Source organism: Streptomyces sp. NBC_00122, from assembly GCF_045160845.1.
In the GTDB taxonomy this organism is placed as follows: Bacteria; Actinomycetota; Actinomycetes; order Streptomycetales; family Streptomycetaceae; genus Streptomyces.
This window is the reverse complement of record NZ_CP108191.1, coordinates 5,095,923-5,119,857: the sequence shown is the minus strand read 5'-3', so window position 1 is coordinate 5,119,857 and position 23,935 is coordinate 5,095,923. Positions and strand designations below refer to the sequence as shown.

Below are 23,935 nucleotides of genomic sequence, written 5' to 3'. Positions count from 1 at the left end.
TCAGCCCTGGCTCTTCGACGGGTCCTTGAGGCCGACGCTCCCGTAGTCGACGGTGCCGGTCCACACGGGGTGGCCGTAGGCGCCCGCGATGTTCGGGCCGACGAGGAGCGGCTTGCGCTCCATGAGGATCGGGATGGACGGGGACTTCTTCGTGATCTCCGCGTCCAGGTCGATCCAGGCCTGGTTGGCCTGCTTCGCGTCGGCCATCGCGTTGATCTCGTCGATCCGCTTCGTGGTGGCCTCGTCGCGGAACTGGGCGTAGTTGCCCTGGTTCCCCTTGTCCTTGATGGTGCGTCCGTCGAAGACGAAGGGCATCCAGGTGGAGCCGGAGGGGTAGTCGGGGCACCAGCCGGTGTACGTCATGTCGGGGGTCGTGGAGAGGTCGCCGATGACGTCGTAGTACGCGCCGGGGTCGACGGTGTCGATGACGACCTGGATGCCGGCCCGGGACAGGCCCTGCTGGATGGCCTCCGCCCTGCCCTTGTCACCGGTGGAGACCGCGAGGGAGACCTTCAGGTTCTCCTTGCCGGCGGCCTTGAGGAGCTCCTTGGCCTTGGCCGGGTCGCCGGCCGGGGCGATCTTCAGGGTGTCGGCCTGCTTGCCGCCGGAGAGGGCCGGGGGCAGGTAGGCGGTGGCGACCTCGTTGAGGGCGGGCCCGCCGGCCGCGGTGATGATGGCCTCCTTGTCGACGGCGTACTGCATGGCCTCGCGGACCTTGGGGTCGTTGAAGGGGGCGCGGGAGTTGTTCAGGTGGAGCATGACCGTACAGCCCTGGGACTCGGCGAGCAGGCGCGCCTTGACCTCGGGCTTGGGCAGCACCTTGGCGGCGCTCTCGGGGCGCATGTTGGCGTACTCGACGGCGGAGGCGTCGGCGCCCTCGCCGGCGATGATGCGGTCGTCGATCTGGCCGCCCTTGAGGCCCATGACGACCACGAACTTGTCCGGGTAGGCCTTGCGGACGGTGTCGGTCTTCGGGTCCCAGTGCTCGTTGCGGACGAGCACGAGCTTCTTGTCGCGGTCGTACGACTCGATCTTGTACGGGCCGGAGGAGAACGGGCGGGCGTCGTACTGGGTGCCCTTCTCCTGGGCCTGCGGGACGGGCGCGAACGTGGGGAGCGTGGCGGTCTGGGAGAACTCCGCGACGGGCCGCTTGAGTTCGAAGACGATCGTACGGTCGTCGGGGGTCTTGACGGAGTCGAGGTGCTGCCCCTGGAGCGGGCCCTTGTAGCCCTCGCCGCCGGCCAGGTACTGGGCCGCGTAGTCGGGGCCGCCGGTGAGGTCGGGGGCGAAGGAGCGCTCGACGTTGTACTTGACGTCCTGGGCCTTGATCGGCGAGCCGTCCTCGTACTTCAGGCCCTCCTTGAGGGTGAAGGTCCAGGTACGGCCGCCGTTGGAGGGGGTTCCGAGGTCGGTGGCGAGGTCGGGGACCAGCTCGCTGCCGCCCTTGCCCGGCTCGGCCTTGAAGGTCACCAGGGTGCGGTAGAGCAGCCGGGTGCCGAAGTCCATGGTCGGCATGACCCAGTTGCGGGCCGGGTCGAGGTGGGCGAAGTCCTGGTTGGACAGGACGGTGAGGGTGCCGCCCTTGACCGGAGTGCCGCCGAGCATCTTGCCGTCGTTCGCGGCGGCGGGGTTCTCGGCGGAGGCGCCGCCCTTGCCCTTCTTCACGGTGCCGGTGCAGCCCGAGGCGCCGACTGCGAGAGCGGCCACCAGGGCGGTGGCGAGGGCGAGTTGGGTGCGCTTGGTCATGGGTCACTCCAGTGAAGGGCCGCGCTCTATGATGTGACCGGTAACATAGTAATGTGAAATTGCACTGACAAGAGGTTGAGCCCCCCGTTATCCAGCCGTATCCAAAATCGGGCACCCGGAGTCGAGTTGGGGCTTCCGGGCGGCCCACGTGCGGCGACCGCCCGACGCCGCGCAGCGCCAGGCGGCCCGGGGTCGTCATCCCGTCACCACCTGGCGCCGCGCGTCACGTCGTACGGCCGGAGCGGCACCCGCTCCCGCCTGGGATCAGCTCAGTGCCGCGAACCGGCCGTCTCCTTCTCCTTCTCCCTCTCCTTGTGCTTGCTCGGGACCGGACGGAAGTCGGGGTTCGTCACACAGCCGAGGTTCCGGTAGATGCGGTCGTTCGTCTGCGGGTCCCGGCCGACGAAGTGGTACTTGCAGGCCCCCTCGATGAACCTGGCTTCGATGCCGCCGGGGAAGTCGATCTCCTTGTTCCACAGGAAGGTCGACACGAGGCCGGTCTGCCGTGCGGTGGCGTTGATGTCGATCCCGCCGGGAGCCTGGATCGCGTACACCCAGCCGTCCCCGCTCCCCGTGGCGAATTCCTGCGCCACCCACCGCTCACACGTGGTGCTCACGTGCGCGGCGTCCGGCTGTTGGGCGCCCCCGATGATCCACTGCGACAGCGGGATGAGGTTCATGCCCCGCGGCTCGAAGCCGCTGGCGAAGATCGTTTGAGGGGTCCGCGTGTCGCCCCGCCACAGCGTGTTCCCGTCGTGCCGCCAGTACCAGGCCTCACGCACCGCGGCGAGGTCCACCTCCGGCTGGATAGTGGGGTCCGTCGTGGTCTGCAGCCACTCCGACGCACGGTAGCCGCCGGTCGGGCCACAGGGGCCGGTGTCACGGATCTGCTGCGGGGTGCCCGGGTACGGATCCGCCGCGGCGCCGGCGGGTGAGCCGAACGCCAACGAGACGGTGACCAGGACGGTGGCGGAAGCGATCCGAAATGCAGTCTTCAACACAGTCGGTGCAACCCATCACTCGGTGTACAGGACTGTGTGTTGGTAGACGGATTCCGGGCGGGATCAACCTCCGTTCGCAGCCGTCACCCGCAGGCATCACGAGGTCCACCCGCCCGGCGCAGGCCCCGCCTCCGAGCCGCCCTCACGGCGGTGGGACCGCGGCCCGACTCCGCCCCTCCCGTTCACAGCGCTACACGCCGGAGCCGAGGCCTCCCGGTGTGCGGCCGACCGGCTCGTCGCGGCCCTGGGCCCAGAGGGAGCGGACGTGGCCGAGGTGGCGGACCATGCAGGCCTCGGCCGCCTCGGCGTCCCCGCTGATCATCAGGTCGAGCAGCTCGATGTGCTCCTCCGCCGAAGACACCAGTTTTCCGGCCTCGTCCAGGCCGGTCAGCCCGTACAGCCGGGACCGCTTGCGCAGGTCGCCGACCGTCTCGACGAGGCGGTCGTTGCCGGCGAGCCCGAGCAGCGTGAGGTGGAAGCGGCGGTCCGCCTCCAGATAGCCGATGAGGTTGTGCTCGCGGGCGCTCGTGACGATCTCCTGCGCGACCGGCCGCAGGGCTTCCAGCTGCTCGGTCGTGGCGATCTTCGTGATCCGGCCGATGGTCGGCACCTCGATCATCGTGCGCAGCTCGGTGTACTGGTCCAGGTCGCGCTCGCTGACCTCGGTGATCCGAAAGCCCTTGTTGCGGACCGGTTCGACGAGGCCTTCGCGGGCCAGGTCGAGCATGGCCTCGCGCACGGGCGTGGCCGAGACACCGAGTTCGGCTGCGAGACCGGGGGCCGAATACACGCTCCCCGGGCGCAGTTCACCCGCTATCAGGGCTGCTCGGAGGGCGTGGCCGACCTGGTCGCGGAGCCGTTCCTGGGCCTTGATGAGACTGTGCTGCTTCAGGTCACCCATTGCATTTCCTCCGAGCCATGGCAGAGGAACAGCGTACAATGTCACGTTTCGCTGCTCACACCCTGGCGGCCTCGAACAACGCGACCGCCACGGCCAGATCTTCCCAGGCCATGCCCACACTCTTGAAGAGCTGTGGACAACTCTGCGGCCCGCCCGCCGGCATCCGTCCGGCGACGAGGTCGGCGAGCGTGCCGGTGATGTGGCCGGGCCCGATCGCCCCCTCGGCCTCCGGGACCAGCAGGTCCCCCGCCTCCCGCAGGGCCGCCGCGCGCGACTCCACGTACACGGCGGCCCGCCGCACGAGGGCGGTGTCGGTCTCCCGGGCCGTCGGTTCGTGCGAGCCGACGGCGACGACCGTGGCGCCCGGGCCGACGAGACGCCCGTCGAAGAGCGGTTCCCGGGCCGTGGTGCAGCAGATGACCAGATCGGCGTCGGCCACGTCCTCAGGTGCGCCGGTCCGGGCGGTCAGGCCCAGGGTGCGGGCGTGCGCGGCGAGCCGCTCGGCGCCCTCCCGGTTGCGGCCGACCACCACGACGTGGTCCAGCTCCCTTACGGACAGGGCCGCTTCCAGGTGCCCGTACGCCTGCGGGCCGGAGCCGAACAGCACCAGCCGCAGCGGGCGCCCGGACGGAGCCAGGTGGCGCAGCGCGAGGGCGGAGACCGCCGGGGTGCGCAGGGCGGTCAGGGCCGCGCCGTCGAGCAGGGCCAGCGGGCGCAGGGTGCGCCCCTCCAGCAGGAGGTAGGAGCCGGTGATCCGGGGCAGCCCCCGGGCCGGGTTCCCGGGCGCGACCCCGGCGATCTTCACCCCGGCGTACGCCCCGGAGGCGGCGGGCATCAGCAGCAGCTCCCCGTCGGGGACGGGGATGTTGGTGCGCTGCGGGCAGCTCTCCGGGTCGAGGCCCCCGAGCAGGGCGGCGGCCAGGGCGTCGGTGGCCGCGGCCGGGGTCAGGAGCCCGGCCGTGTCGTCGGCGCTCAGCCGCCTCACAGCAGGAAGCCCGTACCGAGCGCGTCGTGCGGGTCGTGCGTGAAGGCGTGCTCACCGGTGCGGTACGCGGTGCCCGTGATCTCGGTGACGCCCCCCGGGAGGATCCGGCCGGTGAACACCGTGCCGGTGACCGACTCGTTGACGAGGTCCTCCCCCGCCGCGAGCCGCCCGTCCTCCGCGAGCAGCGCGAGCCGCGTCGAGGTCCCGGAGCCGCAGGGCGAGCGGTCGATCTGGCCGTCGGCGAAGACGGTGACGTTGCGCTGATGGGGCCCGAAAGGAGTATCGGGGAGTTCCTCGTACAGGATCACCCCGTAGACGCCGGAGAGCAGCGGCCCGCCGGGATGCCAGGTGGCCGGGTGGGTGGCCAGCGCGGCGCGGATCTCCCGGCCGGCCCGCACCAGGTCGGGCAGCGAGGCCGGGGACACGTCCAGGCCGAGGTCGCGGGCGGCGACGGAGGCGTAACAGGCCCCGGCGTGTGCGATGTCCACCTCGGCGAGCCCCAGCGTGGTGGCGACCGGCACCTTGCGGGCGCTCACCCGGGCGGGGACGTTGCGGAAGGTGACCCCGGTGGTGCGGCCGCCGTCCCGGTGCACGGTGGCGGTGACCCGCCCGGACGGCACGTCGATGCGCACGGCCGCGTCCCCGTCGTCCGGGGCGGCGACCCGGCCGGCGTCCACGGCCCAGACGCCGAGCGCCATGGTGCCGTGGCCGCAGGCGGTGGAGTAGCCGTCCTTGTGCCAGAACAGCACGCCGAAGTGCGCGCCGTCGTCGTCGGGCGGGACGACGAACCCGCCGTACATTCCGGCGTGCCCGCGCGGCTCCTGCACCAGCAGGCGGCGTACGTCGTCCAGTGCGCCCCGGCGCGGGGCCGTCCCCGATCCCCCCGGGCCGATGGCGGTGGCGCAGCGCTCGGCGACGGTGTCCCCGGGGACGGGCGGGAAGCCCCCGTGGGCGGCGGCGGCCGTGTCGACGATGCGGAAGGGCTCTCCGGCGGTGTGGTAGTCCACCGTTCGGACGGTGATCACAGGAGGAAGCCTCCGGGGAAGGGGTCGGTCGGGTCGAGGAAGTACTGGGCGGTCCCGGTGATCCAGGCCCGGCCGGTGACGGTGGGGATGACGGCGGGGTGTCCGCCGACGGTGGTCTCGCCGACCAGCCTGCCGGTGAACTCGGTGCCGATGAACGACTCGTTCACGAAGTCCGCGCCGAGCTCCAGGAATCCGCGGGCGTGCAGCTGGGCCATGCGTGCGCTGGTGCCCGTACCGCAGGGCGAGCGGTCGAACCAGCCGGGGTGGATGGCCATGGCGTGCCGGGACCGGCGGGCGTCGGAGCCGGGGGCCGCGAGGTAGACGTGCTTGACCCCGGCGATGGAGGGGTTCTCGGGGTGGACGGGCCGGTCGCCGGAACCGTTGACCGCCTCCATGATCGCGAGCCCGGCGGCGATCAGGTCGTCCTTGCGGGCGCGGTCGAAGGGGATGCCGAGGGAGTCGAGTTCGACGAAGGCGTAGAAGTTGCCGCCGTAGGCGAGGTCGTAGGTGACCGTGCCGAGGCCGGGCACGTCCGCCTTCAGGTCGAGCCCGACGCAGAAGGAGGCGACGTTGGTCAGGGTGACCGCGGTGGCCGCCCCGTCCTCGACCCGGACGTCCACGCTCACCAGCCCGGCCGGGGTGTCCAGCCGGACGGTGGTGACCGGCTCCACGACGGGCACCATCCCGGTCTCGACCAGGACGGTGGCGACCCCGATGGTGCCGTGCCCGCACATGGGCAGCAGGCCCGACACCTCGATGTAGAGGACGCCGAAGTCGGCGTCGGGGCGGGTGGGGGGCTGCAGGATGGCACCGCTCATCGCGGCGTGGCCGCGCGGCTCGTACATGAGCAGGGTCCGGATGTGGTCCAGGTGCTCGATGAAGTGGAGCCGCTTGTCGGCCATGGTGGCGCCGGGGATCACCCCGACTCCCCCGGTGATCACCCGGGTCGGCATGCCCTCGGTGTGCGAGTCCACGGCGTGGTAGATGTTGCGCGTGCGCATCAGGCGCCCCCTCTGGCGGGTCGGTCCAGCCCTGCTGGTTAGTTGAGGCCCTCGGCGAGGGCCTTCTCGGTGGCGGCGCGGACGGCGGCCTCGGTCTCGCCGGTGAGCGGGAAGCGCGGCGGGCGGGTGGCGCCGCCGGGGCGGCCGGCCAGGTCCATGGAGAGCTTGATGGCCTGGACGAACTCGGTCTTGGAGTCCCAGCGCAGCAGCGAGTGCAGCGACTTGTACAGCGGCAGTGCGGTGGCGAGGTCACCCTCGACGGCGGCCCGGTACAGGGTGGCGCAGGACCGCGGGAGCGCGTTGGGGTAGCCGGCGATCCAGCCGACGGCGCCGGCGAGGGCGAGTTCGAGCAGGACGTCGTCGGCGCCGATGAGCAGGTCGAGGCCCGGGGCGAGTTCGGCGATCTCGTACGCGCGCCGCACGTCACCGCTGAACTCCTTCACGGCGACGACGGAGCCGTCGGCGTGAAGCCGGGCGAGCAGGGCCGGGGTCAGGTCCACCTTGGTGTCGATGGGGTTGTTGTACGCGACGACGGGCAGCCCGGCGCGGGCGACCTCCGCGTAGTGGGCGCGTACGGCTTCCTCGTCGGCGCGGTAGGCGTTGGGGGGCAGCAGGAGCACGGAGCCGGCGCCCGCCTCTGCCGCCTGGTCGGCCCAGCGGCGGGCTTCGGCGCTGCCGTAGGCGGCGACGCCGGGCATGACGCGGGCGCCGTCGCCGGCCGCCTCGACGGCGGTACGGACGACGCGGGCCCGCTCCTCGTCGGTCAGGGTCTGGTACTCCCCGAGGGAGCCGTTGGGGACCACACCGTCGCAGCCGCCCTCGATCAGCCAGGCCACGTGCTCGGCGTAGGCGTCGTAGTCGACGGTGAGGTCCTCGCGCAGGGGCAGCGCGGTGGCGACCATGATTCCGTGCCAGGGGCGGGTGTCCGTGCGGGGCGCGGGGGTGGGCGCGTGGTTCATGAGGTGACTCCCTAGTGTGGTGTGTGACATTTTACTAGTGGGTGTGAGGCGGCCACAAGGGGCCGGGCCGACCTGATCAGCCGTCCGCGCCGGGAAGTTCGGCGGAATGCTCGGCGGGAAGGTCGGCGGGAAGGCCCGCGAGATGGCGCAGCGGGACCGGGCAGGACAGCGGCCGCCGGTCGGGCGCCGCGTCCGTGGACGCGGCGGACCCGCCGGCGAGGGCGGCGACGGCCGGGCCGCACATCCGGCCCTGGCACCAGCCCATGCCCGCCCGGGTGAGGAGTTTGACGGTACGGGCGTCCCGTGCGCCGAGGTCTTCGGCGGCCTCGCGGATCCGGCCGGCCGGCACCTCCTCGCAGCGGCACACGACGGCGTCGTCCCGCAGCCAGCCGGTCCAGCGGGGGCCCGGGCGGTGGGCGGCGGCCATCGCGTCGGCGAAGGCGCGCAGCCGCGAGCGGCGGCGGGTCAGGGCGGTGGGCACGGACCGGCCGGCGATCGCGTGGGCCGCGATCTCCCCCTCGGTGATCGCGAGCCCGGCACCGCCGATGCCGCCGGTCTCGCCCGCGGACCAGACGCCGGGGACGGAGGTGCGGCCGTCGGCGGCGAGGTCCAGGGCGACGGTGCCGTCGGGGCTGCGGCGGGTGGCGCAGCCGAGGCCGGTGGCGAGTTCCAGCTGGGGTACCAGGCCGTGGCCGACGGCGAGGGCGTCGCAGGGGATCCGGCGGGCGGTGCCGGGCAGCGGGCGCCAGTCGCGGTCGAGCCGGGCCACGGTGACGGCCTCGACCCGGTCGGTGCCGTGCGCCTCCGTCACGGCATGCCGGGTGAGCAGGCGGATGCGGTGCCTGAGCAACGCGCCTCCGTACGTCGCGCCTTCGGCGAGCTTGGCGGGGTTGCGGAGCAGGGCCGCGGCCTTCCCCGCGTACGCGGTGTACGCCGACGCCTCCACCACGGCGGGGACGGAGGCTCCGGCGGCGGCCAGGGAGCCGGCCACGGCGAGGAGCAGCGGGCCGCTGCCGGCGACGACGATCCGCCTGCCGGGCAGGACGAGGCCCGCCTTGAGCATGGCCTGGGCGCCGCCGGCCCCGACCACGCCGGGCAGCGTCCAGCCGGGGAAGGGGAGTTGGCGTTCGTACGCGCCGGTGGCGAGGAGGACGGCCCGGGCCGTGACGGTGGCGGCGGCGCCCTCGTCTCCGGCCACGGCGTGCAGGGTCCACGCCGTCTGCCGGGCCACCACCGTCCACACGTGGTGGCCCGGGAGGTACGTGATGCGGCCCGCCGACACATGGGCGCGCAGGGCGGCTTCGCGGGTGGCGAAGTCTGGCCAGGCGTGGTGGAGGGCCTCGGGGCGGGCCGCGCCCAGGCCCGGGGCGGGGTGGCGGTAGAACTGGCCGCCGGGGCGCTCGCCCGTGTCGAGGACGGTGACGCGCAGGCCGAGGCCGGCGGCGGTGACGGCGGCGGCGAGGCCGGCCGGACCCGCGCCGACGACGGCCAGGTCGGCGGCGGCGGCCGGGCCGGCCGGATCTGCCGGATCGGCCGCCGGTCGGTCAGACGGCGAGCTCGGCATGGCCGGTTCCCTCCTGGGTGGTCACGGTGTCGCCCTCCTGGGCGGGGACGAGGCAGGCGCGCTGGTTGGGGCGGCCGTTGACGGTGACGAGGCAGTCGTAGCAGCTGCCGATCCCGCAGAAGGCGCCGCGCGGGGCGCCGCCGTCGCGGGTGGTGCGCCAGGCGAGGATCCCGGCGGACCAGAGGACGGCGGCGATGGACTGGCCCTCCTGCGCGGGCAGTGCGCGGCCGTCGAAGTCGACCGTGTACTGCGACGCGGGGCTGCCGCCGACCAGTGAGCGGGGGCTGCGCATGTGGGGGTCCTCCTCGGGGGGTGTCGGGGGCGGGGCGAGGGCGGGTGGGGGCCGGGCCGGGGTGCCGTCCGGGACTGCATGATTTATGGCGCCGGTGCGATCGGCCTGCGCGGGCATGTTTTGTGCCGACAAATCATGTTTTACGTCCCGGACGTCACCCCGGCCCGTCCCCGTCCCCGGCGTCGGGTGACTCGCCGAAGCGTTCCGGGCGGAAGGGGGTCGCGTCCAGAACAGGTTCGGTTCCGGTGAGGGCGGCGGCGATCAGTAGGCCCGTCGCCGGGGCCAGGCCGATGCCCGCGCCCTCGTGGCCGCAGGCGTGCAGCAGTCCGGGGCGGCGGGGGTCGGGGCCGATCGCCGGTAGGTGGTCCGGGAGGTACGGGCGGAAGCCGTGGTAGGTGCGCAGGACCCGGACGTCGGCCAGGACGGGGAAGAGCGCCGCCGCCTGAGCGGCGAGGCGGCGCAGGGCCTCGGTGGAGAGGGTCCGGTCGAAGCCGACCCGTTCGCGGGTGGCGCCGATGAGGACCGGGCCCGACGGGGTGCCCTCGACCACCGCCGAGGACTGCAGGGCCGCGGAGCCGCTCGCGACGTCCGCGATGTAGTCGGCCGCGTAGACCTTGTGGCGGACCACGCGGGGCAGCGGTTCGGTGACCAGGACGAAGCCGCGGCGCGGAAGGACCGGCAGGCTCACGCCCGCGAGGTCCGCGACGCGGCCGCCCCAGGTCCCCGCCGCGTTCACCACGGCCGGAGCCAGGAGTTCGCGCCGGGTGGTGCGGACGCCGCGGACCGCCTCGCCGGACCGCAGGATCCCGGTCACCTCCTCGCCGAGGTGGACCTCGGCGCCCGACGCGGCCAGCAGGCGGGCCGCCGCCTGGGCCGGCTGCACCTGCGCGTCCTGCGGGTACAGGAATCCTCCCGCGAGGCCCCGGGCCAGATGGGGCTCCAGGGTGCGCAGGTCGTCGGCCCCCGCCTCGACCGCGTCGACCCCGGCCTTGCGCTGGCCTTCCGCGAAGCTCCGCAAGGCCTCCAGCGCAGCCTGGTTCGGGGCGACGACGAGGCCGCCCTTGGCCTCGTACTCGATCTCCTGGGGGAGGACGCCGGCCAGTTCGGTCCACAGGCCGGTGGAGAGCAGGGCCAGGTCGAGCTCCGGTCCCGCCTCCTTGTCGGAGACGAGCAGGTTGCCTTCGCCGGCGCCCGTCGTGCCGCCCGCGACGGGGCCGCGGTCGACCACGGCCACGGAAAGTCCGGCGCGGGCCGCGTAGTACGCGCACGCCGCTCCGACGACGCCGGCGCCGATGATCACGGCGTCCAGTGGGTGTCTCTTGAGCACGGCAGTAATATGTCACATTCCTTAGTGGCTGCCCAGACCGGTCCCGCGGGATGCGGGACCGGTCCGGGACGGGTCAGCTGCGGAGCGGGCCCTCACAGCTGTAACTCGACGAGCCCGCCGTCTTGTTGCTCCAGATCTCCAGCGGACCGAAGGAGCAGTTCATGTCGGCGAGGTTGTTGGACGCCGCGCCGGCGCGGTCGAGGATGAAGTAGTCGACCGTCTCGGACATGTCCTTGAAGTTCTGGTCGTCGCTGCGCCAGTTCTTCAGGTTCGCGGTGATCCGGCCCGTACAGGTGAAGCGGCGCTTGCCGGGGTCGCCGTTCTCCACGCAGTCCGGGGTGTTGTACGTGGCCGTGGCGAAGGCCGACTTCACCGACGCCAGCGCCGAGTCGCGCAGCTGGTCGTTCGGGGTGAAGGAGGTGTTCGGCACGAACAGCTGGTCCACCTTGGCGATCTGCGCGTCCAGGAAGCGGTCGTAATCGCGCTGGAGGTAGGTGTCGGCTCCCATCCGGTGGCGCCAGGCGTCGTACGCGGCCACGTCGTTGTTGCGCAGGTGGGTGTACATCTCGCGCAGCAGGGTGGGCTTCTCGGTCCACAGGAACTCGAAGAAGGTGCCCGCGTAGCTGTAGAAGCGGAAGCCGTCGCCGTCGTAGGTGGCGTTCAGCAGCTGCTCGACGCTCATGCGCGGGCCGCCGCCGGACGTGTCGCTGATGATGCTCTTGACCAGGGACTTGCGGACGGCGATGCCGTTGTCGCGGGTGGCACCGTCGAAGAACTCGGCCGTGCCCTCGTCCATCGCGGTCGTGCGGTCGCCCTCGTACCAGGGGCCCTGGCCGAAGAAGCCGGGGACGGCGAAGCGGCCGTTGAGGTAGTGCGTGTACTCGTGGCGGAAGAGCTCTTCGAGGGTGAGGGAGGAGTCCTGGGGGACGCGGCGCTGGTACGTGTAGAAGGTGGCGCCGTTCTCGATGTAGATGCCGCCGTTGTTGGTGCCGTAGCCGGTCAGGATCGGGTGGTAGTTCTCGTAGTCCGCGCGGGAGGCGTAGAGCACGATGTTCAGCGTGGTGTTGGGGTCGCCGGCGAGCGGCTGGTCGGTGCCGAGGACCCGGTGGTACTGGGTCTTGACCTGCTTGCTCGCGTAGTAGAGCTGGTCGACGGTGGCCCGGTCGAGGGCGGTGCGGACCTTGATGCCGCCGTTGTCGTAGGTGTAGGTGTAAGGGAAGAGCTGCTTCTCGATGTCCTCCTTGCAGACCCCGTACTGCTTGCACGCCTGGTAGTAGTTGAGCCAGGACACGAGCTTGGCCCACGGCTCGGTGCCGAAGGTGGACTTCACCGGCTCCAGCAGGGCGCCGATGTCGGCGACGATCTGGTCCTTGAGGGCCGGGATCTGGCCGAAGCGGCCGTACTCGCCGAGCGCGTCGCGCACCACCCAGGCGTTGCCGGTGCCCTTGAGGTGGGTGTAGCCCGAGAAGCCCTTGAAGACCGCCCGGTACGCGGGGTCGGCCGCCACCGCCGCCTGGAAGGCGGTGTCGTGGTTGCCGTCGTAGACGCCGAGGTAGTTGACGGAGAGGCCGGCGAGCGCCGCGCCCGCCCAGCCCGCGTCCAGGTGGGTGGCCGGGTGGGCCGGGTCCATGGTGGCCAGGACCTTCTTGATGAGGCCCAGCTGGTGCTGGCGCAGGCCCGGCGCGCTGCCGGCGTAGAGGGCCTCGCGCAGGGTCCGGGCGTTGGAGGCCGTGACGTCGAAGGTGTGCGCGGCGTCGCCGAAGGCGGCGATGGCCTGGCGCATGGCGTCCACGGTCGGCGGGTCGGTGACGTCGATCTCGGTGCGCGAGTAGTCGTGGTACGCGACCGCGTGCAGGTAGGTGAACATCTCCTCCAGGTGGGAGGAGTTGCGGCCGTCGTGGGCGGCGGCCAGGCCGGATATCCGGCGGGACACGGCCTGGACGTGCGCGTCGGACATCACGGGGGCCAGGCGGGCGTCCCACGTCCAGATGAGACCGCGCAGACAGCCGTCGGCGAGGACGGCCTGATCGGCGAGGAAGTCGGCGAACTGCTCCGGGGAGAGGTTCGTGATCCCGTCGAGGGTGCAGGGCACGCCCGCGGCGACTCCCCCAGCTACCGCTGGGAGGTGCCCCCACTGCGCGGTGGGAGCGGACTGGGCGGCCGCCTTGCCGCTCTTCTCGACCCGCTCGGCCGTGGCGGTGGCGGTGGCGGCCGTCGCGGCGCCGGGGACCTGCCCGGCGATGGCCTGCCCGCCCGGGGCCGGGGCGGGCGAGGAGTCGGTCTTGGGCGCGTCGGCGAGGTGGTCGACCTCGTCGAACGGGTTCCCTACGGGGCCGGGGGCCGGGGTGGCGGACCGGGCGCCGGTGAACGCCGCCGGGGCTCCGGACTCCGCTGCCTGCGTGGCGGCCTGGCCCGCGGTGGCGAGAAGGGTGACCGCGACGGCGGAGGCGAGGAGGGAAGAACGCACTGCTCTGTGCTTGAACACCGAGAACTCCTGATGGAGAGGGTGACGTGGGGGGTGGTGCGTGTGAAATGCCCTGAGCGAGTTCAACTGCTCTGCGTCACGCGGCGTTTGACGGGGATTAACGTGCCGCGATGTGAGCTGTAACATAGTAATGTGAAATTGCACTGACAAGACCTGTGCGCCCATCAGTTCGCGTCTTCTTGAGGGAGCCCCCCGTGACCGACACCCCCTCCCGCCTCAACACGGGCAGCCACGATCTGCCGGTATCAGATGAGTTGTCCCGGTACATGGCGGGCAATTGGGCCGCTTCCCCCCTGCCCGAGTCCGCCCGCGTCCCCGGCCACGCCGTCACCCCCGCCCGCCGGGCGCGGCTCTCGGCCCGCTTCCCCGGCGAGCGGCTGATCATCCCGGCCGGCGGGCTGAAGGTCCGCTCCAACGACTGCGACTACCGCTTCCGCCCGCACAGCGCGTACGCCTGGCTGACCGCCCTGGCGGGCGAGGACCAGGCGGGCCACGTGCTGGTCATGGAGCCCTCGGGCCCGCACGCGCACGAGGCTGTGCTGTACCTGCGGCCGCGGTCGGCCCGGGGGGACGGCAGCGGGGAGTTCTATCGCGACCGCCGGTACGGGGAGTTCTGGGTGGGCCGCCGGCCGGACCTGGCCGAGGCGGAACGCCTCACCGGCATCCGCTGCGCCCACCTGGACCAGCTCGGGTCACCGGCAGGCCGGGACGCGACCACCGACGCGGAACTGGCCGCCGCCCTCTCGGAGTTGCGCCTGGTGAAGGACGCGTGGGAGGTGGAGCAGCTCCAGCTGGCCGTCGACCACACGACGGCGGGCTTCGAGGACGTCGTACGGGCGCTGCCGCGCGCGCTGGCGCATCCGCGCGGGGAGCGGTGGATCGAGGGGGTCTTCGGCCTGCGCGCGCGGGCCGAGGGCAACGGCACCGGGTACGAGACGATCGCGGCGGCGGGCGCGCACGCGTGCGCCCTGCACTGGATCCGCAACGACGGCCGGCTGAACGGGGACGAACTGCTGCTCCTGGACGCGGGCGTGGAGACGGACACCCTGTACACGGCGGACATCACGCGCACCCTCCCGCTGTCGGGCCGCTTCTCCCCCGTCCAGCGGCAGGTGTACGAACTGGTCCTGGCCGCCCAGGAGGCGGGCATGGCGGCCCTGCGGCCGGGGGCGAGCTTCGGGGACTTCCACCGGGCCGGGATGCGGGTGATCGCGGACGGTCTGGCGGAGTGGGGCGTCCTGAAGAACGCGGAGGGCGACCTGCACCGGCGGTACACGCTGTGCAGCAGCGGCCACATGCTGGGCCTGGACGTCCACGACTGCGCGAAGGCGCGGGCGGAGACCTACCTGGAGGGGGTCCTGGAGGAGGGCCAGGTCCTGACGGTGGAGCCGGGCCTGTACCTCCAGCCGGACGACGAGACCCTGCCGCCGGAGCTGCGCGGCATCGGGGTCCGCATCGAGGACGACCTGGTCGTCACGGCGGACGGCGCACGCCTGATGTCGGGCGCCCTGCCGCGCACGGTGGCGGGCATCGAGGAGTGGATGGGCCGCCTGCTGGAGGGCTGACCCGGACAAGACGCCTTTGTCCGGACAACAAACCTAGCCGCTCACGGGGGCGGTGAGGCTGCTGGTGAGCTCCTCGACGAAGGCGTCCACGTGGGGCGGGCGCGGGCCGGGGCGGGTGGCGCAGAACCATGTGCGGGTCAGCGGCCTGGCGCCGATGCGGACCAGCGCCAGGCCGTGGGAGGACGCGTACGGGGCGGCCACCCAGTTGGGCAGCACCGTCACGCCCTGGCCGCCCGCCACCATCTCGACGACCAGGTCGGTCACCACCGGCATGGTGGTGATCCTGGCCGGGCGGGCTCCGGTGGGGATCGGCAGCGGCATCGACGGGATGCGCTTGGGGTCGTAGAAGTCGTAGAGGACGAGGTCGGCGCCGTCGAAGTCGCGGGCGGTCAGGTGCGCGCGGGAGGCCCACGGGTGTCCGGCGGGCACCACGGCCACCATCTCGTCCTCGAACAGCCTGGTCAGGGACACCCGCTCCATCTGCAGGTCCGGTTTGGTGACCAGCGCGACGTCGACCAGGTCGGCGAGCAGCGCCGGGATCGGCGCGTCGTCGGCGACGGTCTCGATGCGCACGTCGATGTCCGGTTCGCGCGCGCGGAACGCGCGAAGGACGGGCGGCAGCCACGGGAAGGTGGTGCTGCACTGCGCTGTGAAGCGGACCCGCCGGTCCCGGCCGTCGCGCAGCTCGCGCAGGTCACGGGAGGCCGACTCCAGTTCGCCGAGGACGTGGCGGGCGGCCACCAGCAGCCGGCGGCCCGCGGCGTTGGGGATCAGGCGGCGGCCCTTGCGGTCGAAGAGGGGCATGCCGAGGCGGGCCTCCAGCCGGGTGAGCCGCTGGCTGAGGGCCGGCTGGCTGACGTAGAGCCGCTCGGCGGCGGCGGTCAGCGAGCCGGCCTCGGCGGTGGCGGCGAGGAGCTCCAGGTCACGCAGATCCACATCCATAACCTGGGATTATCACATGATCCAATCTACGTCGTGGTGTTATGCGTTGAGGGTTCGTACGTTTCTGGTGTCACCGGACGAACCCACCGCCGCGAAAGGCGCATGAACCATGAACACCAGCACCGCATTGATCACCGGCTCCTCCAGCGGCATCGGCCTCGACATCGCCCGCGCCTTCCTGGCGAGCGGCGCCAACGTCGTCCTGAACGGCCGGGACCCCGAGCGCCTCGCCAAGGCGGCGGCCGGCCTCGGCCGTCCGGAGCGGACCGCCTGGGTCGCGGGCGCCATCGCCGATCCCCGGACCGGCGAGTCACTCGTCCGCACCGCGATCGACCGCTTCGGCCGGATCGACGTCCTGGTCAACAACGCCGGCACCTTCGCCTCCAAGCCCTTCACCGAGGTCACCGAGGAAGAGCTCGACGGCTTCCTGACCGGCAACCTCAAGGGCACCTACCTCACCACCCAGGCCGTGGTGCGGGCGCTGCGCGCCCAGGGCGAGGGCGGCAGCATCGTCAACATCGGCACCGTCCTCGTGGACCACGGGCTGGCCGGCTTCCCGGCCTCCGCTCCGGTGGTCAGCAAGGCCGGTGTGCACGGGCTGACCACGAGCCTGTCCGCCGAGCTCGCGGCCGACGGCATCCGCGTCAACCTCGTCGCGCCCGGCATCGTCCGTACGCCGCTGCACGCGGACTCCGACGTGGACTCCTTCGGCGGTCTCGCCCTGCTGGACCGGGTCGGCGAGGTCTCCGAGATCTCCGAGGCGGTGCTCTACCTCGCGGGCGCCGCGTTCGTCACCGGCCACGCCCTGCGCGTGGACGGCGGCCACGTCACCGGCCGCGCCTGATCCCCCGCCTCTCCCCCGCCGACCAGGAAGGACCTGCCACCGTGCCGTACGTCAACGTCAAGATCACCCGTGAGGGTGCCACCCCGGCCCAGAAGGCCGAGATCATCGCCGGGGTCACCGACCTTCTGGTCCGGGTCCTCGACAAGGACCCGGCCACCACGTTCGTCCTCATCGACGAAGTCGCCCTGGAGGACTGGGGCGTGGGCGGCGTCCGCACGGACGAGTACCGCCGCCGCACGCGCGGATAGCCGGTTGCGCGGCTAGCCGTATGTGCGGCTACGGCAGGACCGCGACGCCGTCGAGTTCGACCATCGCCTGTTCGTCCCAGAGGCGGACCACGCCGATGACGGCCATCGCCGGATAGTCGCGGCCCGCCAGCCGCCGCCAGATCCGCCCGAGTTCGGCGGCGCAGTCCCGGTACGCCGGCACGTCCACCGCGTAGACGGTCACGCGCGCCAGGTCGGCCGGCGCGCCGCCGGACTCCGCGAGGGCGGTCAGCAGGTTGGACAGGGCCCGTTCGAACTGCTCGGGCAGGGTCTCGCCCACCACCTTGCCCGCTGGGTCCAGCGCGGTCTGGCCCGCCAGGAACACCAGCCGGGAGCCGGTCGCCGCCACCGCGTGCGAGAAGCCCGTCGGCGGCGACAGCTCGGCCGGGTTGATCCGCTCCAGGCTCATCGCGGCGCCACCGCCCGGTACATCTCCTTCGCGATGATGGTGCGCTGGACCTCGCTCGCGCCCTCGTAGATCCTCGGGGCCCGCACCTCCCGGTAGAGGTGTTCGAGCAGGTGGCCCCGTCGCAGGGCGACGGCTCCGTGGAGCTGGACCGCGTGGTCCACGACGTACTGGGCCGTCTCCGTGGCGAGGAGCTTCGCCATGGCCGCGCGCCGCGGGACGTCCGGCGAGCCGCTGTCGTACGCCCCCGCCGCCGCGTAGACGAGGAGCCGTGCGGCCTCGGTGCGCGTGGCCATCTCCGCCACCCGGTGGGCCACCGCCTGCAGGTCGCCGAGCACGCCGCCGAAGGCGGTCCGGCCCGCCGTGTACGCGAGCGTCGCGTCGAGCGCGGCCCGGGCCATGCCGACCGCGAACGCCCCGACGCTCGGCCGGAAGAGGTTCAGCGTGTCCATCGCGACCCGGAATCCGCGCCCGGGCTCGCCGAGCAGGTCCTCGGGGCCGACGGGGACGCCGTCGAAGGTCAGGGAGCCGATCGGGTGCGGGGACAGCATGTCGAGCGCCTCGCCGGTGAGCCCGGGCCGGTCCGCCGGGACCAGGAAGGCCGACACCCCCTTGCCGCCCGGCCCTTCGCCCGTCCGGGCGAACACCGTGTAGAAATCCGCCTCCGGGGCGTTGGAGATCCAGCACTTCTCCCCGCTGAGCCGCCAGCCGCCCCGGCTCCGGCCCCCGGCCGCGCCCCCGGGATCGGGGGCCGCCTCCAGTGCCAGTGCCGCCGCGTCCGAGCCCGCCCCCGGCTCGCTCAGCGCGAAGGCGGCCACCGCCCGCCCGGCGCGCACCCCGGGCAGCCAGCGCGCGCGCTGCGCCTCACTCCCCGCCCGCAGGACCGGGTACGCCCCCAGTCCTTGGAGCGCGAGCGCCGTCTCGGCCTCCGTGCAGCCGTACGCGAGGGATTCCCGCAGCAGGCACAGTTCCAGCGCGCCGGAGGTGAACACCCGCTCCAGCAGACCCAGTTCACCAAGTTCTGCCAGCAGCGGCCGATTGATCCGCCCCGGCTCGCCCTTCTCGGCCAGCGGCCGCAGCCGGTCGGCCGACAGCGCGCGCAAGTGCGCGCACCATTCCTCCTGGTCCACCCCGAGCGCGAATCCGGTCATCCGAACATCCCCGCTTCTATCGCGTCCTGTTGACTGCCGTCACCATCACGATACGCTCGTGTGGTACCGCACGGCCGGCTCCACCCAAAATCCGGACGTCGCAAGGGGGCGCACCCGCCTTGGAGCTCAAGCCTTCCGCTCACGCCGACACCTTCGCCCGCGACCATCTGCCGCCCGCCGACACCTGGCCGGAACTCCTCTTCGAGCTGCCCGAACTGGCCTACCCGGACCGCCTGAACTGCGCGGCCGAACTGCTCGACGCCACCATCGCCCGGTTCGGGGCGGGCGGCGCCGACCGCCCCGCCCTGCGCAGCGGCGCGGGCGAGGTGTGGACGTACGGCGGCCTGCGCGAGCGCGTGGACCGCCTCGCCCACGTGCTCACTGTCGATCTCGGCGTCGTCCCCGGCAACCGGGTGCTGCTGCGCGGGCCCACCGGCCCCTGGCTCGCCGCCTGCTGGCTCGCGGTGGTCAAGGCGGGCGCGGTGGCGGTGACCGTACTGCCCCAGCAGCGCGCCCAGGAGCTGGCCACGGTCTGCGCGATGGCGCGGGTGGGCCACGCCCTGTGCCACGCGGACGTGCTGGACGACCTGGTCAAGGCGGAGGTGCCGGGGCTGCGGATCACCGCGTACGGCGGCGAGGCCCCGGACGATCTGCTGCGCCTCGCCGAGCGGCACGCGGGCAGACCGTTCCCCGCCGCCCCGACCTCCTGCGACGACGTCGCCCTGATCGCCTTCACCTCCGGGACCACCGGACGGCCGAAGGGCTGCATGCACTTCCACCGCGACCTGCTCGCCGTCGCGGACACCTTCTCCCGCCGCGTTCTGCGCCCCCGCCCCGACGACGTCTTCGCGGGCAGCCCGCCGCTCGGGTTCACCTTCGGCCTCGGCGGGCTGGTCGTCTTCCCGCTGCGGGCCGGGGCGTCCGCGCTGCTGCTGGAGGAGGCCGGGCCGCGCCACCTGCTGCCCGCGCTCGCCGAGCACCGGGTGACGGTGCTGTTCACGGCGCCCACCGCGTACCGGGCGATGCTGGACGCGCTCGGCCCGTACGACGTGGGCACCCACGATCTCTCCGCGCTGCGCCGCTGCGTCTCCGCCGGGGAGAACCTGCCCGCCGCCACCTGGCAGGCCTGGTACGAGCGCACCGGCCTGCGCATCATCAACGGCATCGGGGCGACCGAACTGCTGCACATCTTCATCTCCGCCGCCGACGAGGACATCCGGCCGGGTACGACCGGCCGGGTGGTCCCGGGCTGGCAGGCACGCGTGGTGGACCCCTACGGCCGGCCGGTCGCGGACGACGAGCCGGGGCTGCTGGCGGTACGGGGCCCGGTGGGCTGCCGCTACCTGGCCGATCCCCGGCAGGGGGAGTACGTACAAGGCGGCTGGAACCTGACGGGCGACACCTACGTCCGCGACCCGGAGGGGTACTTCCGCTACGTCGCCCGCGCCGACGACATGATCATCTCGGCGGGCTACAACATCGCGGGCCCGGAGGTGGAAGAGGCCCTGCTGCGTCACCCCGACGTGCTGGAGGCGGCGGTGGTGGGCCGACCGGACGAGCGACGCGGGCAGGTCGTGGTGGCGTACACCGTCACGCGTGACGGTGCGGTGCTCACGGAGGAGGACCTGCGCACCTTCATGCGGTCCGAGCTGGCCCCCCACAAGTGCCCGCGCTCCTTCGTCTTCCTCCCCGCCCTCCCCCGCACGGCGACGGGCAAACTGCAACGCTTCCGCCTGCGGGAACCGGGACAGGTCCTAGAGTGAACCCGTGGCCGAGCAGCACACTCCGCGATCTCTGATCGTCACGTTCTACGGCGCCTACGGGCGGGCCTTCGAGGGACCGGTCCCGGTGTCCGAGCTGGTCCGCCTGCTGGGCGCGGCCGGCGTGGACGCCCCATCGGTCCGCTCGTCGGTGTCCCGGCTGAAGCGGCGCGGCTTCCTGCTGCCCGCGCGCGCCGCCGACGGCTCGGCGGCCTACGAGCTCTCCGAGGAGGCCCGCCAGCTGCTGGACGACGGCGACCGGCGGATCTACGGCAGCCCTCAGTTGTCGGACGAGTGGCTGGTGGCGGTGTTCTCCGTCCCGGAGCAGGAGAGGAACAAGCGGCACCTGCTGCGCTCCCGGCTGGCCCGGCTCGGCTTCGGCGCGGTGGCGCCGGGCGTGTGGATCGCCCCGGCGGGGCTGGCCGAGGAGACCGGCCACACCCTGGAACGGCTGCACCTGACGCCGTACGTGGAGCTGTTCCGCGGCGCCCACCTCGGCTTCGCGCCGACGGCCGAGGCCGTGGCCCGCTGGTGGGACCTGACGGCCCTGGCCAAACAGCACGAGGAATTCCTCGACCAGCACGAACCCGCCCTGCGCGCCCTCCAGCCGGGCCCGGAACCGACCCCGGAGGAGGCCTACCGCGGCTACCTCCTCGCCCTGGACAGCTGGCGGCGCCTGCCGTACGCCGACCCGGGCCTGCCGCGCGCTCTGCTGCCGTCGGACTGGCCGGGCGACCGCGCGGCAGCCGTGTTCTCCGAGCTCCACGCGCGGCTGCGGGACGCGGGGGCGCGCTTCGTACAGCCGTGACCGACGACGGCCGTTCGTCTTCCACGTCTCCCCGCCGCCCCGCGATCTCGTCTGAGGCACGGCACGGGCCGGCCCCCCGTTGAAAGTCGGATGCGCGGGGCTCCGGGGCCGCGCGAGGATGGGCCATGACTTGGACCTTCACTTCGGACCTGGCGGCCTATCTGGCCGCGGCGGGCCCGGCCGTGGCCGCGGATCCCGTCGGCCATACCGCCCTGCTGACCGTGACCGACGCACTGGAGCGGCGCGGGACCGCCGCCTACGGGGCGGACGAGCCCTTATTCGGCTGGTGGACCGGCGCCGACGGAGTCGTTGCCGGGGGCCTGTTGTGCACCCCGCCGTTCCCGCTGCTGCTCAGCGCGGTGCCCGAGGACGCGGTCCGGGCCCTCGGGGCCGCTCTCACCACCGAGCCGCTGCTCGCCGGACTCCACGGGATCAACGCCCGCCGCCCGGACGCGGAGGCACTGGCCGAGGCCTGGGGGCGACCCACCCGGATCGCCGAGGAGACCCGCCTGTACCGGCTGGACGGCCTGGTCGCCCCGGATCCCGCGCCGGCCGGGCACGCCCGGCTCGCCGCCGAGGCGGATCTGCCGCTGCTGACGGCGTGGATCGACAAGTTCAACGCCGAGACCGGGATCCCGGGCTCCGCCTCCGAGGCGGTCCTGCGCGACCGGATCTCGTACGACGGCATCCTGCTCTGGGAGCACGGGGGCGCCCCGGTCTCGCTGGCCTCCTTCAACCGCCCGATCGGCTCGGCTGCCCGCGTCGGCCCGGTCTACACCCCGCCGCAGGCCCGTGGCCGCGGCTACGCCGCCGGGGTCACGCACGCGGCGAGCGAGGCGGCGTACGCGGCCGGTGCCTCCGAGGTGCTGCTCTTCACCGACCTGGCCAACCCGACCAGCAACGGCATCTACCTGCGCCTGGGCTACACCCCGATCGAGGACCGTGTCGAGGTGGTCCGCGTCTGAGCGGCCCGGCCCGCAGGCCGCCGCCTGCCGTGGCCGAAGCCTCGGCCACCGCGCCGTTGCGCGCGGCGCATGGGCAAAGCAGAGTCGCCCGCTGGCTGTGGTCGAGCAGCCGTTGGGCTTGCGTTCATCAGGTGCCGGCTGGGCGTGCCAACGGCAGTCCGGTGGTCCAGGGCCGGGAGGTCTGCCTCCGCAGGCCGGTGAACCGTGCTCGGCGCTCTCCTGCCGGGCAGGCACCCCCCCGGGAGGGGGACACGGTCCTCGTCGGCGCGGCGCGGCCGGGGTCGGCCTGGGGGCTCTGCTCTCGGTGACATGGCCGACACGTTCGATCATGCGCCGGACTCCCATGCACGGAGTGGGAGTCAGGACCGCCGCCGTCCTGCTGGTCACCGTCGGGCCGCTGGCCGTGACCACTGCCCCAGATTCGCCGGAGGCCTGAAGGCCCTTCGGGGCCACGTCGCCATCCTGACGGCCCGAGTACGGGCCCTCACCAGGGGTGCTGCTTCCGACCCGGGCGACGGCCGGGCAAGGAGGCGAGAGCGCCAGATCGATCACCGCCTGCCCCGCCAAGGACGCGTTAACCGGCAGTCTGGTAGGCCATCAGCTCGTTGCTGGACGCGGCGATGGCGATGGCGATGTAGCCGTTGACGAGGTCCGGGGCGATGCCCGGCTGAGCCGGCACATCCGCACCCGTACGGGCGTCCAGGGCCACGGTGCCGCTGCCCGTCCTGCCGTAGACCCGTCCGTGCCACACCGAGGTGACCCGGGGGGCGATGCGGTCTGCCTTCTTGTCAGGGAGCTCCCAGAGGGTTGCCCCGCTGGTGCCCTCGAAACCCACGGCGTGATCCCTGCCGAAGCAGACCACAGTGTCTGCGCCGTCGTGATCGCACCTGGACCCCTGCACGGCCTTCGACAGGTTCTGCTTGACCGCCCCGGTCATAGGGTCGAGGAACTGCTGGTAAGTCGTGCGGTAGTCGGACTTGTCGCTTGCCGTGAGGAAGACGAGGTGTGGCCCCGCCGACTGCATGTCGAGCCGGTAGAGCTCTTCTCCGTGCCATCGCTCGGCACCGGTGGTGAGGTCGTACCCGACGGCAGTGGAGTAATCGTCGATCGGCTTGTTCCTCTTCTCGCCCGTCACCATGCCCTCCGTGACCGCGGAGGCTTTGAACATGTCCTGGGTCCACAGCACGCGATGGGCGGTGAGATCGATGGCGTAGGTGGTCGAGGCGGAGTAGACCACCGAGTCTTTGTGGGCGAGCGTGACGACGGCGACGTTGCCAGAGGATCCGACGACCGAGACAGTCAGCGGGCTCAGCACCTCCTTCGTCCACTCCGGCACCTCGAACGGCAGCCGCCACGCGAATTTGCCAGTGGCCGCGTCCGCCGCAACGATCTCCGCCGAGGTACGCGCGGACTGCGTCCCGACCGCGGCCTGCCGCACCAGGAACGGAGCGAGGACCAGTGGGGAGGTACTACCCCCGGTGACGACAGGCGGCGCTGCCCCGTTGGGGCTGTTTCGCGTGAGCTTCGCGAGCGGTTCGCCTTCGGGGGTGATGCTGTCCTTGGTCTCGGCATTGGTGGTGTCGAACGCCAGCAGCCGGTCTGGGGTGGCTACATACGCCATCTCGTGGTGGAGGACTACTGGACTCCGCGTGTTAGACAGCCATGTGCCACCCACGCTCAGCAGACCGGAGGATGCCTCCCACGGCATGAGGACTCCCGACGGACTGAACTTCGCCGGGGGGTCGTGGGCGACGCGCGGGGTCACGGCCGGTCCGCTTGTGCTGGCCGGTGGGGCCGCGTCAACGCGGTCCGGCGCCTTGGTACACCCCGCTGTGGCGGCCATCATCAAGGCTGCACCGACTGCGAGACACCGGCGTACACGAGTCGACTTCAAGCGCTCATCCTCTCGGGAAACAAAAGATCACCCTAGGGGAGGCTGACC

Annotated in this window: 21 protein-coding genes; 6 read left to right on the top strand and 15 right to left on the bottom strand. The window is 72.7% G+C overall.

Annotated features, from left to right (window positions below):
* From OG737_RS23990 to OG737_RS23940, 11 genes are all read right to left on the bottom strand, one after another.
* Window positions 1-1,746 carry an ABC transporter substrate-binding protein gene (locus OG737_RS23990; RefSeq protein ID WP_405678038.1) on the bottom strand — a complete coding sequence of 582 codons (1,746 nt, stop codon included), beginning with the start codon at window positions 1,744-1,746 and terminating at the stop codon, window positions 1-3.
* A gap of 269 nt (window positions 1,747-2,015) precedes the next feature.
* Window positions 2,016-2,747, bottom strand: coding sequence for a hypothetical protein (locus OG737_RS23985; protein WP_405678040.1), 732 nt, complete (start codon window positions 2,745-2,747; stop codon window positions 2,016-2,018).
* Window positions 2,748-2,937: 190 nt separating this feature from the next.
* On the bottom strand, window positions 2,938-3,648 hold the full coding sequence (locus OG737_RS23980) for a GntR family transcriptional regulator (RefSeq protein ID WP_328928201.1): 711 nt from the start codon (window positions 3,646-3,648) through the stop codon (window positions 2,938-2,940).
* A 55-nt stretch (window positions 3,649-3,703) separates the two neighbouring features.
* Entirely contained in the window at window positions 3,704-4,633 is a 930-nt protein-coding gene (locus tag OG737_RS23975) for an ornithine cyclodeaminase family protein (protein ID WP_405678043.1), read from the bottom strand.
* Window positions 4,630-5,658, bottom strand: coding sequence for a proline racemase family protein (locus OG737_RS23970; RefSeq protein WP_328928199.1), 1,029 nt, complete (start codon window positions 5,656-5,658; stop codon window positions 4,630-4,632). The genes OG737_RS23975 and OG737_RS23970 overlap by 4 nt, the downstream gene beginning before the upstream one ends.
* A complete protein-coding gene (locus OG737_RS23965; RefSeq protein WP_328928198.1) occupies window positions 5,655-6,659 on the bottom strand; it encodes a proline racemase family protein in 1,005 nt (334 codons plus the stop codon). The genes OG737_RS23970 and OG737_RS23965 overlap by 4 nt, the downstream gene beginning before the upstream one ends.
* 38 nt (window positions 6,660-6,697) lie before the next feature.
* Window positions 6,698-7,618 (bottom strand): dihydrodipicolinate synthase family protein, encoded by a 921-nt coding sequence (locus OG737_RS23960; protein WP_328928197.1) that lies wholly within the window; start codon window positions 7,616-7,618, stop codon window positions 6,698-6,700.
* Between the two features lie 76 nt (window positions 7,619-7,694).
* Window positions 7,695-9,182: an NAD(P)/FAD-dependent oxidoreductase gene (locus OG737_RS23955; RefSeq protein ID WP_328928196.1), complete on the bottom strand. Its 1,488-nt coding sequence runs from the start codon at window positions 9,180-9,182 to the stop codon at window positions 7,695-7,697.
* On the bottom strand, window positions 9,163-9,474 hold the full coding sequence (locus OG737_RS23950) for a (2Fe-2S)-binding protein (protein WP_328928195.1): 312 nt from the start codon (window positions 9,472-9,474) through the stop codon (window positions 9,163-9,165). The genes OG737_RS23955 and OG737_RS23950 overlap by 20 nt, the downstream gene beginning before the upstream one ends.
* A 154-nt stretch (window positions 9,475-9,628) precedes the next feature.
* Window positions 9,629-10,801 carry an FAD-binding oxidoreductase gene (locus tag OG737_RS23945; protein WP_328928194.1) on the bottom strand — a complete coding sequence of 391 codons (1,173 nt, stop codon included), beginning with the start codon at window positions 10,799-10,801 and terminating at the stop codon, window positions 9,629-9,631.
* A gap of 73 nt (window positions 10,802-10,874) precedes the next feature.
* Window positions 10,875-13,286, bottom strand: coding sequence for a collagenase (locus tag OG737_RS23940; protein ID WP_328928193.1), 2,412 nt, complete (start codon window positions 13,284-13,286; stop codon window positions 10,875-10,877).
* Window positions 13,287-13,480: 194 nt separating this feature from the next.
* On the opposite strand from OG737_RS23940, the gene OG737_RS23935 reads away from it, so the two are divergent.
* Window positions 13,481-14,851 carry an aminopeptidase P family protein gene (locus OG737_RS23935; protein WP_328928192.1) on the top strand — a complete coding sequence of 457 codons (1,371 nt, stop codon included), beginning with the start codon at window positions 13,481-13,483 and terminating at the stop codon, window positions 14,849-14,851.
* Window positions 14,852-14,884: 33 nt separating this feature from the next.
* Here the strand turns inward: OG737_RS23935 and OG737_RS23930 are convergent, their stop codons facing one another.
* The gene (locus tag OG737_RS23930; protein WP_328928191.1) at window positions 14,885-15,793 is read right to left on the bottom strand and encodes a LysR family transcriptional regulator; all 909 of its coding nucleotides are present in this window, start codon (window positions 15,791-15,793) and stop codon (window positions 14,885-14,887) included.
* Window positions 15,794-15,902: 109 nt separating this feature from the next.
* Here OG737_RS23930 and OG737_RS23925 point away from each other — a divergent pair, with 109 nt between their 5' ends.
* Together OG737_RS23925 and OG737_RS23920 are read left to right on the top strand one after the other, a co-directional pair.
* On the top strand, window positions 15,903-16,637 hold the full coding sequence (locus tag OG737_RS23925) for an SDR family NAD(P)-dependent oxidoreductase (protein ID WP_405921956.1): 735 nt from the start codon (window positions 15,903-15,905) through the stop codon (window positions 16,635-16,637).
* A 41-nt stretch (window positions 16,638-16,678) separates the two neighbouring features.
* Complete coding sequence (locus OG737_RS23920; RefSeq protein WP_328928189.1) at window positions 16,679-16,885, top strand: 4-oxalocrotonate tautomerase family protein; 207 nt, start codon at window positions 16,679-16,681, stop codon at window positions 16,883-16,885.
* A gap of 28 nt (window positions 16,886-16,913) precedes the next feature.
* On the opposite strand, the gene OG737_RS23915 is transcribed toward OG737_RS23920, so the two are convergent.
* Window positions 16,914-17,312, bottom strand: a complete 399-nt coding sequence (locus tag OG737_RS23915) for a RidA family protein (protein ID WP_405921955.1) — start codon at window positions 17,310-17,312, stop codon at window positions 16,914-16,916.
* Entirely contained in the window at window positions 17,309-18,460 is a 1,152-nt protein-coding gene (locus OG737_RS23910; RefSeq protein WP_405921954.1) for an acyl-CoA dehydrogenase family protein, read from the bottom strand. Before OG737_RS23910 ends, OG737_RS23915 begins: the two co-directional genes overlap by 4 nt.
* 119 nt (window positions 18,461-18,579) lie before the next feature.
* On the opposite strand from OG737_RS23910, the gene OG737_RS23905 reads away from it, so the two are divergent.
* From OG737_RS23905 to OG737_RS23895, 3 genes are all read left to right on the top strand, one after another.
* Window positions 18,580-20,223 carry an AMP-binding protein gene (locus OG737_RS23905; protein WP_328928186.1) on the top strand — a complete coding sequence of 548 codons (1,644 nt, stop codon included), beginning with the start codon at window positions 18,580-18,582 and terminating at the stop codon, window positions 20,221-20,223.
* A gap of 4 nt (window positions 20,224-20,227) precedes the next feature.
* The gene (locus tag OG737_RS23900; RefSeq protein WP_328928185.1) at window positions 20,228-21,028 is read left to right on the top strand and encodes a PaaX family transcriptional regulator C-terminal domain-containing protein; all 801 of its coding nucleotides are present in this window, start codon (window positions 20,228-20,230) and stop codon (window positions 21,026-21,028) included.
* Between the two features lie 125 nt (window positions 21,029-21,153).
* Entirely contained in the window at window positions 21,154-21,993 is an 840-nt protein-coding gene (locus OG737_RS23895; protein WP_405921953.1) for a GNAT family N-acetyltransferase, read from the top strand.
* Between the two features lie 574 nt (window positions 21,994-22,567).
* Here OG737_RS23895 and OG737_RS23890 read toward each other — a convergent pair.
* On the bottom strand, window positions 22,568-23,758 hold the full coding sequence (locus OG737_RS23890) for a PQQ-binding-like beta-propeller repeat protein (protein ID WP_405921952.1): 1,191 nt from the start codon (window positions 23,756-23,758) through the stop codon (window positions 22,568-22,570).
* Window positions 23,759-23,935 lie beyond the last annotated feature (177 nt).